At 63.5% G+C, this 10,464-nt stretch carries 11 protein-coding genes; 3 read left to right on the top strand and 8 right to left on the bottom strand.

What is annotated here, in order from left to right; all coding sequences use genetic code 11:
• Positions 1 to 340: 340 nt before the first annotated feature.
• The 3 genes from BFP89_RS06680 to BFP89_RS06690 all read right to left on the bottom strand — a co-directional run bounded on the left by BFP89_RS06680 (position 341) and on the right by BFP89_RS06690 (position 2,866).
• The gene (locus BFP89_RS06680) at positions 341 to 1,468 is read right to left on the bottom strand and encodes an alkene reductase (RefSeq protein WP_065884737.1); all 1,128 of its coding nucleotides are present in this window, start codon (positions 1,466 to 1,468) and stop codon (positions 341 to 343) included.
• Between the two features lie 94 nt (positions 1,469 to 1,562).
• Positions 1,563 to 2,240 carry a type 1 glutamine amidotransferase domain-containing protein gene (locus BFP89_RS06685; protein ID WP_065884738.1) on the bottom strand — a complete coding sequence of 226 codons (678 nt, stop codon included), beginning with the start codon at positions 2,238 to 2,240 and terminating at the stop codon, positions 1,563 to 1,565.
• Positions 2,237 to 2,866: a TetR/AcrR family transcriptional regulator gene (locus BFP89_RS06690; protein ID WP_065884739.1), complete on the bottom strand. Its 630-nt coding sequence runs from the start codon at positions 2,864 to 2,866 to the stop codon at positions 2,237 to 2,239. Before BFP89_RS06690 ends, BFP89_RS06685 begins: the two co-directional genes overlap by 4 nt.
• Before the next feature lie 173 nt (positions 2,867 to 3,039).
• On the opposite strand from BFP89_RS06690, the gene BFP89_RS06695 reads away from it, so the two are divergent.
• Entirely contained in the window at positions 3,040 to 3,981 is a 942-nt protein-coding gene (locus BFP89_RS06695) for a GlxA family transcriptional regulator (protein WP_065884740.1), read from the top strand.
• Positions 3,982 to 3,985: 4 nt separating this feature from the next.
• Here BFP89_RS06695 and BFP89_RS06700 read toward each other — a convergent pair whose 3' ends face one another.
• Positions 3,986 to 4,624 (bottom strand): GNAT family N-acetyltransferase, encoded by a 639-nt coding sequence (locus BFP89_RS06700; RefSeq protein WP_065884741.1) that lies wholly within the window; start codon positions 4,622 to 4,624, stop codon positions 3,986 to 3,988.
• A 46-nt stretch (positions 4,625 to 4,670) separates the two neighbouring features.
• Here BFP89_RS06700 and BFP89_RS06705 point away from each other — a divergent pair, with 46 nt between their 5' ends.
• Complete coding sequence (locus tag BFP89_RS06705) at positions 4,671 to 5,543, top strand: undecaprenyl-diphosphate phosphatase (protein ID WP_065884742.1); 873 nt, start codon at positions 4,671 to 4,673, stop codon at positions 5,541 to 5,543.
• A gap of 2 nt (positions 5,544 to 5,545) precedes the next feature.
• Here the strand turns inward: BFP89_RS06705 and BFP89_RS06710 are convergent, their stop codons facing one another.
• Genes BFP89_RS06710 through BFP89_RS06725 form a run of 4 tightly spaced genes read right to left on the bottom strand, consistent with a single transcriptional unit; the run spans position 5,546 to position 9,018 of the window.
• A complete protein-coding gene (locus tag BFP89_RS06710; RefSeq protein WP_065884743.1) occupies positions 5,546 to 6,370 on the bottom strand; it encodes a sugar phosphate isomerase/epimerase family protein in 825 nt (274 codons plus the stop codon).
• Between the two features lies 1 nt (position 6,371).
• Positions 6,372 to 7,571, bottom strand: coding sequence for an NAD(P)/FAD-dependent oxidoreductase (locus BFP89_RS06715; protein WP_065884744.1), 1,200 nt, complete (start codon positions 7,569 to 7,571; stop codon positions 6,372 to 6,374).
• A 2-nt stretch (positions 7,572 to 7,573) separates the two neighbouring features.
• Positions 7,574 to 7,894: a MocE family 2Fe-2S type ferredoxin gene (locus BFP89_RS06720; RefSeq protein ID WP_065884745.1), complete on the bottom strand. Its 321-nt coding sequence runs from the start codon at positions 7,892 to 7,894 to the stop codon at positions 7,574 to 7,576.
• Positions 7,895 to 7,926: 32 nt separating this feature from the next.
• Entirely contained in the window at positions 7,927 to 9,018 is a 1,092-nt protein-coding gene (locus tag BFP89_RS06725; protein ID WP_065884746.1) for a fatty acid desaturase family protein, read from the bottom strand.
• Between the two features lie 162 nt (positions 9,019 to 9,180).
• On the opposite strand from BFP89_RS06725, the gene BFP89_RS06730 reads away from it, so the two are divergent.
• Positions 9,181 to 10,230, top strand: coding sequence for a LacI family DNA-binding transcriptional regulator (locus BFP89_RS06730; RefSeq protein WP_065884747.1), 1,050 nt, complete (start codon positions 9,181 to 9,183; stop codon positions 10,228 to 10,230).
• Positions 10,231 to 10,464 lie beyond the last annotated feature (234 nt).

The following is a 10,464-nucleotide window of genomic DNA, read 5'->3' on the forward strand; positions in this document are numbered from 1 at the left end:
ACACCGAGCCCAGGCGAGGTGCCGAGTGGTGGGGCAAGAGCGTTTTGCTTACTTTTGCGCTTTTCAAAAGTGAGCCGCTGTAAAAGCGGAACCAATAGAAGCCGTTACCGCAGCAACGGATATGTACCCCGTCCAATCCAACATCCTGGTCGGCCCAGAGGCCGCCATCGGGGGCAAGCCCCCTCCCACATTTGGATTGTGGAGCATCAGTAAGATAGTCATAGGCTGACGAGTAGCCACGGGGAGCAAGTCGAATCGTCGCACCGCCCCTCCCACATTTGGACCCCGGAGCGTCAGGTAGATACCCGTTAGCTCCCTCGCTACAGGGTAGCTGTCGAGCTCAGCCTGGTTGAACATATTCCGGATAATCCACATACCCCGCCTCGGTCCCGCCATACAACCCTTCAGCCTTCAACGCATTCAACGGCCAGCCATTGAAGATCCGCTGCGGCAGGTCCGGGTTGGCAATGAACGGCCGGCCGAATGCAATCAGGTCCGCCAGCCCGGCGTCCACCAGTGTTGCGCCACGTTCGGCGGTGTAGCGGCCGGCATAGATGATGCGTCCGCTGAAAGTACTGCGCACGGCCTGGCGGAAGCTGTCCGGCAGGTCGGGAGCATTGTCCCAGTCGGCTTCGGCGATGGAGACATAAGCGATACCCGACTGCTCCAGCACCTTGATCGCTTCGATGTAGGTGTGGTGCGGGTCTTCTTCCACCAGGCCGATGTAGACACGCTCCTGATCGGTGCCACTGAACAACGGCGAAAAGCGCACGCCGACGCGCTCAGGGCCGACTACGCGGCACACGGCTTCGACGATTTCGCGCAAAAAGCGCAGGCGATTGTCCAGCGTGCCACCGTATTCATCATCGCGCTGGTTGGAATGGGCCGAGATGAACTGGTTGACCAGGTAACCGTTGGCCGAATGAATCTCCACCCCGTCGAAGCCGGCGTCCAGGGCGTTGCGCGCCGCCTGTGCGTAGTGGCCGACCAGTTCCTCGATCTCCAGCACCGTCAGGGCGCGGGGTACCGGTGGTTGTTTGAGCTCGCCGGCACCCGGCGCCGTTTCGATAAAGGCCTTGGCCTGCAGGGCCTGGATGGCCGAGGGTGCGACCGGTGCGGCGCCGTCGGGTTGCAAGGCATTGTGGGACACGCGGCCCACATGCCACAGCTGGGCGAAGATCACGCCGCCCTCGGCATGCACCGCCTCGGTGACCTTGCGCCAGCCGTCGATCTGCGCCGGCGTGTAGATCCCCGGCGTCCACGCGTAACCCTGGCCGCGAGGCTCGATCTGGGTGCCCTCGCTGACCATGAACCCGGCGCTGGCGCGTTGACGGTAGTACCGGGCCATCAAGTCGGTGGCGATATCGCCCGGTTGCGCGCTGCGCTGGCGGGTCAGGGGCGGCAACACAATGCGGTTGTTCAGGGTGTGAAGCCCCAGTTTTACGGGGGTGTTCAACGGATGAGCCATGGGGATATTCCAAATTCAGGACGAACGAAAACACTGGCGGCTCTTGCGAGCCGCCACATGCATCAATCGGTGGGGTTAAGTCGGTGGGGTTAAGTTAAGCGGTGAGGTTCAACAGGGCCTTGGCCACTTCACTGGAGCTGCCGGGGTTCTGCCCCGTCACCAGCAGACCATCGACAATCACGAACGACTGCCAATCGGCGCCCTTCTCATACTTGCCGCCCAGTTTCTTGAATTCATCTTCCACCAGGAACGGCACGACGTCAGTCAGGCCCACGGCGGCTTCTTCCGAGTTGGAGAACCCCGTGACGCGACGGCCCTTGACCAAGGGCTCGCCGTTGACCGCCTTGACGTGACGCAAGGCGCCCGGTGCATGGCAGACCAACCCGACAGGCTTGCCGGCACGCTCGAACGACTCGATCAGCGCAATGGACACCGGCGACTCGGCCAGGTCCCACAGCGGGCCGTGGCCGCCCGGGTAGAACACGGTGTCGAAGTCATCGGCGTTGACCGCGTCCAATTTCACCGTAGTGGCAAGGGCCTGCTGCGCGGCAGGGTCGGCGTTGAAGCGATGGGTCTGTTCGGTCTGGGCATCGGGCTGATCGCTGACCGGGTCCAGCGGCGGCTGGCCACCGGCAGGCGATGCCAGCACCACCTCGGCACCGGCGTCCTTGAACGCGTAATAGGGAGCGGCAAACTCTTCGAGCCAGAAGCCGGTCTTGCGGCCGGTATCGCCCAGCTGGTCGTGAGAGGTCAGTACCATTAATACTTTCATTTTCCAGTGCCTCGATCGTGGTGAATAGCAGGGTTTTCGGGGTGGCCCAACAACTGTCGGGTCAGGCCCAGCGCCTCATCGAACGGCGCGGTGGTACGGGTGATCTTGCCCATGACGCTGGTCCCCAGCCACAACGCGTACAGGCGTCGGGCCAGGCTTTCGGCAGGTTGCTCGAGCATCAGCGAGCCGTCTTGCACGCCATGCTGCAACGCCGTGGCGAGCAACTCGATGGTGCGTGACGTGCCGCGCTGCAATGCCAGGCGCATCGGCTCTGAAAGGTCTGACACCTCGGCGCCGAGTTTGACGGCAAGGCATTTGCCGGCGTCGGTGCAGCCGGTGTGGTTGTCGATCCAGCCCTGCCAGTAGCGCATCAGCCTGGCGTAGTGGGACGCGCCCGGCTGGCTGAACAGCTGCTGCATGCCCTCGATGTAGTGATCGAAGTAGGTATCGAGCAGCACCACCCCGAACGCATCCTTGGAGGTGAAGTAGTGATAAAACGAGCCCTTGGGCACCTCGGCGGCCTGCAGGATTTCGTTCAACCCCACCGCAGAAAATCCCTTGGCGCCGACAATCGCTTGTGCACTGTCAAGAATGGTCTGCCGTGCGCTTCTGGTTTGGCTGTGCATGCTTGGCCCCTTGGGATTAGACCAGTCGTCTAGTTCGTTGGGGCAATGTTAGGGACCGGGGCGCAGGCTCACAATGTCATATCCGCAAGGATTCCGGACATTCGCCACCGGCAGTTGCCGTTTATCCGGCACGCGCCGACAATCCTCCCTCCCGCGCCCCTTGGAGAATGACGATGCACAGCGTTGCGCTGATGGTTTACCCGAACTTCCAGTCCCTGAGCCTCAGCCTGGGCTCGGTGTTCGAGTGCGCCAACCTGCTGCGGGGCGAGCCGGCCTATGCCTTTCATCTGGTGTCGGAAAGCGGCGGCGCCGTCATGACGTCCCAGGGGTTTTCGGTAAACACCACGGCGATTCGTCCCGAGGGCTATGACACGCTGATCGTCAGCGGCTACCTGGAGTTTCGCCTGCCGGAAGCCAATCTGCTGGAGATGGTCAAGGCGGCTTCGGCGCAATCGCGCCGCGTGGCCTCGCTGTGCATGGGCATTTTCGTGCTGGCCGAAGCCGGCTTGCTCGACGGCAAGCGCACCACCACCCACTGGATCCACGCGCCGGCGTTTCGCAAGCGCTACCCGCACATTCGCCTGGAAGACGACAAGTTATTCGTGGTGGACGGCCAGGTTTGGACCGGCGCCGGCATGAGCGCCGGGGTCGACCTGGCACTGGCGATGGTGGAGAACGACCTGGGCAGTGACCTGGCCCGGCGCATCGCCCGCAAGTTGGTGATCGCGCAGCGGCGCGGCAGTGAACAATCGCAACTGTCAGCCCTGCTCGAACTGGACCCCAAGTCCGATCGTGTGCAACTGGCCCTGGCCTACGCCCGGGAAAACCTCACCCACGACCTGTCGGTGGACGCCCTGGCCGAGGTCGCCCGCCTCAGCCCGCGCCAGTTCAGCCGGGTGTTTCGCGAAGAAACCGGGCAGACGCCGGCCAAGGCCATCGAAGCGCTGCGCGTGGAAGCGGCACGGGCCATGATGGAAACCAGTCGCCACCCGGTCGAAGTCGTGGCCCGCGAAACCGGGTTCGGTGATCGCGAGCGCATGCGCCAGGCGTTTCTCAGGGCGTTCGGGCAACCGCCGCAGGCGATGCAGCAGGTGCTCTGCGGGCGGGGCCAGTAATCGGTCAATGCAGTGAAGCGTGGGTAATCAGGTAGCTCATCAGGTGCGGCTCATCGTCCAGCTCCAGGGTCTGCACCGGACGTGGCAGGTTATCCAGCACCGTGCGCCAGAACGCCTGGGACACTTCGTCCTGATCAAAAAAACGCACCAGCCAGTTGTCCTCGCCGCTGCACAGCACCTGGGTGGCGATGGCGCGGCCGATGCCTTTGCGGCGGTAGCGCTTGAGGATGAACAGGTCGGCCAGTTCCAGGGCGTCGATGCCCGGCAATTCGCTGCCTTCGATCAGCAGGAAGCCGGCGATGTAACCGTCCACCAGTAACAGATTGGCGCTCCACTGCGGGTCTTGCCAATAGCGGGTCAGGTGCTCGTCGTGGATGTAGAAACGGCCATCGGCCTCGACGTCTTCCTGTTCCCAGTCCGAAGACTCATACGCGTAGTACTGGTAGAGATTGCGGATCAGCTCGGCGTGTTCAGGGCCGGTCTGGATCAATTCAACGGTGGTTTCAGGCATGGGGCTCTCAGTGAAAAAACGCAGGGCGCCATTGTTCACAAAAGCGCTGGCCAGCGCCAATACATTGCCCAACCTTTCTATTGGCTGAACCGATTGCAGATAGCGACCGTCCAGGCCGAATTCCTGAAACATTTAGAATAAACTTCGCCGGTTATCCCTTTATTCAAGGACTTGTATTTTGACTAACGTCTGCTCCGCCGGCCTGGATGTGGGGTTCGCCTCCCTGGATTACCTGCAGATTTTCATCCTGGGGGTGATCCAGGGCATTACCGAGCTGTTGCCGGTGTCGTCCACCGCCCATATGCGCGTAGTACCCGCCCTGCTCGGCTGGCAAGACCCGGGCTCGGCGTTTTCCGCAGCGATGCAGTTGGCGGCGCTGGCGGCGGTGGTGAGCTATTTCTGGCGCGATGTACAGCAAGTGACCACCGGCAGCATCAGTGCCGTACGCCGGGGTGACTACAACGACCGCTGGTTCAAGCTGGCAGTGGCGATTGTGCTGGCGACGATCCCGATCTGCATCGCCGGCCTGGCGCTGTCCTCGACCTTGAACAGCTGCAACTCGCCACTGCGCGGGCTGATGGTGATCGGGATTGCCTGTGTGGTGATGGCGGTGTTGCTGGCAGCGGCTGAATTGCGCGCCCGCCACACCCGCGACGTGAGCCAGATGCGTTTGCGCGATGCGCTGATCGTCGGAGTCGCGCAGATTGGCGCGTTGATCCCCGGTGTATCGCGTTCGGGCTCGACCCTGACCGCAGCACTGTTCCTGAACTTCAAACGCGAAGAAGCCGCACGGTTCTCGTTCCTGCTGGGCCTGCCCGCCATTGCCCTGGCCGGCTTGAAAGAACTGTGGGTGCTGCTGCACGCCGACATGCCCGCCCATGCCTGGCCGCATTTGATCTTCGGCCTGGTGGTGGCGAGCATTTCGGCGTTCTTCGCCATCTGGGGCCTGATGAAGTTTCTGGAACGCTTCTCCACCTGGCCGTTCGTGATCTACCGCGCGCTGCTGGGGGTGTTTTTGATCGTGGCGGTCAGCACCGGGTTGCTGGCCTGATGCTACGTTGTCGCCAGTGAGTGGTCCCACACCTGGCGAATCAGCGCCTTGAGCTTCAGCGCTTCGGCCCAGCGATCACTGAGCTCTCGGCCGTCCGCGCCGGTGATCGCGTAAGGCGGCGGGCCGAGTTCGCAGGTGAACGACAGGCTTCGCGGCGTCTCGGGGCGGGCCAGCCAATCCTCGATCCCGTAGCGCCACCATCCGGTAAATCGCTCTACCCACGGCTGATGCTGCGGGAAATCCAGCGCCACCTGCACCTGTTCACTGCTGGCCACGCGACCATGAAAGCCCCAGCTACGGCGCAGGATGATACGTATGTGCTCATCGTCATCGGCGTCGCCGGGCTCGGGCAATTCGCGCCCGACCACGTAGTGGGACAGATCGGCCAGCAGTTTCAAGTCAGGCATTTGCGCCAGCAGGTCGAGGGTGAACAACAGATCACTGGTCAGGCGATAACGGTGGGTTTCCAGCAGGATCGGGAAATCCACCTGCTCGGCCAGGCGTTGCCAGCCTTCGATCAACCGGCCCGCCTCGGCCTGGGTACGCGGACGCACGTCGGCTTGCAGGGTCAGGTGGTGACAGCCATAACGGTTGATCACCTCCAGGGCACGCGCCAGGTCGTCCACCGTCTGCGGGAACAGTTGCCCTTCGATCTGCAAGCCGCGCGCGGCAGTGGCTGCGTGCAGGCGTGCAACTGCGTCGGCCTGCCAGTAATGGTCGGTGACGCCATCGAAACCGGCGGCGGCGATGCGATCCAGCTGCGCCTCAAGCGGGCCGGGTTCGGTTTGCATCGCCCATAAGGATTGAAATACCAGCAATTGGCGCATATCAGCCTCGCAGCCATTGTTTGAGAGAAACACCCGGATCCGCCAGGGCAACCGACGACAACGGCACACGGGCGGCGATCAGGCGTTCGCACAGCTTGATGTCCCTGGCCACGCGGTTGCCCGGCGCCCAACCGCAGGCGCCCTGCAACAGCCCGTTGTCATGCAGATAGAACAGCAGCAGGCCGCCATCGGGCAGGTACCGGCTGACCGTGCTCGGCGTCATCACGCCGACCGTCTGCAAGCCCCAGTCGTACTGGTCGGACCAGAAACCCGGCACGGCCTCGAAAGGTAATCCCCGGCCGAGCAGATTCAACGCGGCATGCCGCCCCTGAACCTCGGCGTTGCGCCAGGTTTCCTGGCGCTGGTAAAGACCGCCAAGACGGAACTCGCAGACGTCCCCTGCCGCGTAGATATTCGCAGCGCTGGTGCGCAACTGCGCGTCGACACGAATGCCCTGCCCCACGTCCAGCCCGGCCGCCGCAGCCAGTTCGATATTGGGTTGCATGCCGATGCCGGCCACCACCAGGTCGCACGGCAGCGTGTGCCCATCCACCAGGCGTACAGCGTCGGCCTCGATGGACGCCACGGCGACATTCACGCGCACGTCCACGCCTTGCTCGCGGTGCAACGCCAGCAGCGCGTCACTGATAATTGCGGGCAATACCCTGCCCGCCAGGCGCGGGCCGGCTTCGAGCAGCGTGACCGCACAGCCCAGGCCGCGCGCGGTCGCCGCCACTTCCAGGCCGATAAAGCCGCCGCCGATAACCACCAGCCGAGTGCCAGGGCGTAACTGCTCGCGCAGGGCCAGGGCTTCGTCATGGGTGCGCAGGTACAGCACGTTGGACTGCGCCTGCGGCAGACGCCGCGCACGGCCGCCGGTGGCCAGCAGCAATCCGCGGTAGGGCAGCCACTGGCCATCGGCCAACTGCAGCCGATGCTGCAATGGCGCCAGCCGACTGACCGCGTTGCCCGCCAGATGCTCGATACCCAGCTCGGCCAGGCGCGCGCTGTCGCACAGGCTGCATCCGGCCAGGTCCTGGCTGCCTTGCAACAGGCCCTTGGACAGGGGCGGTCGTTCGTAGGGCACGTGGGGTTCGTCGCCGATCAGGATCAGCCGACCGCTGTAACCCTCTTCGCGCAGGGTCAACGCCGCACGGCCACCGGCATGGCCGGCGCCGACGATAATCAGGGGCGCGTCCATCATCACGCCGTGACGGCGAGCAGCACCCGCCCCCCTTCGACCCGTACCGGGTAGGTTTGCAGATTGACGCACACCGGCGCGCCCAGGGCCTTGCCGGAGCGGTAGTCGAAGCGCCCATTGTGCTTGGGGCATTCGATCACATGTTCCATGACCAGGCCGTCGGCCAGGTGGATTTTTTCATGGGTGCACAGGCCGGCGGTGGCGAAAAACTCATTCTCGGCCGAGCGAAACACCGCATAGGTGTGCGCCCCATGGTCGAAGCGCAGCACGTCTTCCTCGTCTATGTCGCCCACGGCGCAGACGTCGATCCATTGATCGTTCATGGTTTTTATCTCTTATTAAAAGGAAACGAACTTCAGCCGACAGAGACTTCTGCGTGCACGGAGGCAGGGGCTGATTCAGGCTGCCGTCGGATCGGACGCTGGACGAAATAGGTCGGGTCGCTGCGCTGCTTCCAGACCGTCGGGAGGATCTCCCTGTAGGCCTCCCACAGATTGGCGTAAGGCGGCGGGCAGTCGCGACGGATCTCTTCGTGCAATTGCGCCAGTGCGTGGAACGGCACCATCGGGTACATGTGGTGCTCGAGGTGGTAGTTCATGTTCATGTAGATAAAGCGCAGCACGCGGTTCATGTAGATCGTGCGGCAGTTGCTGCGGTGGTCGAGCACGTCTTCGGCCAGGCCCACGTGCTGGGTAAGGCCGAACAGGTAGCCTAGCCAGGCGCCATAGATGCTCGGCAAGCCCACCAGCATCAGCGGCAGCCAGCTGTGAAGGTACAAGGCGCTGCCGATGACCAGCCCATAGAGGCCCACCCAGATGCGCGCGGCGCGAAACACTTTGGGCCATTCGGATTCGGGGATGAAATCCCGTTCCTGGGCACTCATCCGGCCGATGGCATGGCGGGCCACGCCACTGAAGGTCTTCCACGCCAGGGGCAGATTGAACAGGCTCAGGAACATCATCAAAAAGCTCGGCGGGCGCGGCTCGACGATCTCCGGGTCGCGGCCGACGACGATGGTGTCGGTGTGATGCCGGGCATGGCTCCAGCGCCACACATGGGGCTCGAAAATGCACATGAAGCTCGCCACCTGGTACAGCGCGTCATTCATCCAGCGGGTCTTGAACGCCGTGCCATGGCCGGTTTCGTGCCAGCGCGGGTTGGAGGCGGTGCCGTAGAGCACACCATAGGCCAGGAAGAATGGCACACAGGCCCAGGAGCCCCAGAACCAGTAGCCGCCAAAGCCGGTTGCGAACAACGCCGCGAACCAGATGGCCGTGTCGACCAGCGCCGGGCGGTCGCGGCGCTGCATCAGTTCCTTCATGCGTTTGCGCGGGACCGGCGACTGGTACCAGCGCGCCGAGACCAGGCCTTTTTCGGCGGCGCGGGCGGCCTCGGGGCCGGTCAGGCTGTAGTCGCGCCGGGCGCGGTGAGCGGTGTATTCAGGCATTGTTATTGTTCTCCGCAAGCGTAGGGTTTCAGGTGCTTTGCGAAACCAACCATAGAGCGCGGCTAAATCACCCTCAAGGCCTTGAATCCATTCCCTATCAAGCTATCATCCAGGCCCAGCGGAGCTTGATAGTTTTCTATCAAGACGCTCAAGGGGCTCGCCATGACCAACCATAAACGCCCGACCATCGCCACGGTCGCCGCCCATGCCGGCCTCAGTGTGGCCACCGTCGACCGCGTGTTGAACGCCCGCGCACCGGTCAATCCACAAACCGCCGAACAGGTGTTCCAGGCTGCCGAAGCCGTGGGTTATTTTGCCGCGCGGCTGATCGGCCAGCGCATTCGCGAACGGCGCCCGACCTACCGCTTCGGCATTCTCCTGCTGGGCACCGCCCAGGCGTTCTATGCCAACCTGGCACAGTCCATCGGCGACGCGGCGCAGCATCACGCCACGGCCAACCTGACCTGCCAGTTCGACTACATCAATGACCGCACGCCCAGCGCCATCGTCGAACAGATCGAGCAACTGGCCGTGCAGTGCGACGCCCTGGCGGTGGTCAGCTTCGCCCATCCGCTGATCAATGCCTGCCTTGCGCAAATCCGCGAAGCCGGCGTGCCGGTAGTGGCATTGCTTTCGGATATTCATGAGCAAGCCCGGGAACCGTATGTGGGCCAGGACAATCACGTCGTCGGACGCACCATGGGCTGGCTGCTGGCGCGCACGTGCGGTGCGCGCAAGGGCAGCGTGGGCATTCTGCTGGGGGGCCATCGCTTTCTCGGCCACCAGGCGCGGGTCGAAGGGTTGCACAGCTACCTGGCCGAACACGCGCCGGGGCTCAAGCCGCTGGAACCGCTGATCAATCTGGACAACTGCGACATCACCGAAGAAGCCACCCTCGACCTGCTCAGCCGCCACACCGACCTGCGCGGGTTGTGCGTGGTGGGCGGTGGCGGTGACGGCGTGATCAACGCCCTGGGGCAACTGCCCAAGCGCCCGGCGTTGTGCTGCATCCTGCAGGAGTCCACCGAGTTGTCGCGCCAGGCGCTGAGCCGCGGGTTGATCGATGTGGTGATGGATTCGCAACCGCGCCAGACGGCGGTGGCGTTGGTGGAGTTGCTGGTGCAATTGCAGAGCGCCGAGGGGTTCGATGCAATCCGGCATCGGGTGCATATTGCGCCGCACATTGTCACCTCGGAAAACATGGGCACCTGAGGCATGGACGGCGAATGTGGGGCTTGCTCCCGATGGCGGCATTGGAGCCGACCGGTATCTTGTGACGGCCCCGGTCCAAATGTGGGAGGGGGCTTGCCCCCGATGGCGGCCTCTGGGCCGACCAGAATGTTGGATTGGGCCGAGTACATATCCGTTTCTGCGGTAACGGCCACTTAGGGTTCCGCCCTGACGGCGGGTCACTTTGGAAAAGCCCCAAAGTAACCAAAGGGCTCT

The organism is Pseudomonas sp. 31 R 17 (genome assembly GCF_900004915.1).
Lineage (GTDB): Bacteria > Pseudomonadota > Gammaproteobacteria > Pseudomonadales > Pseudomonadaceae > Aquipseudomonas > Aquipseudomonas orientalis_A.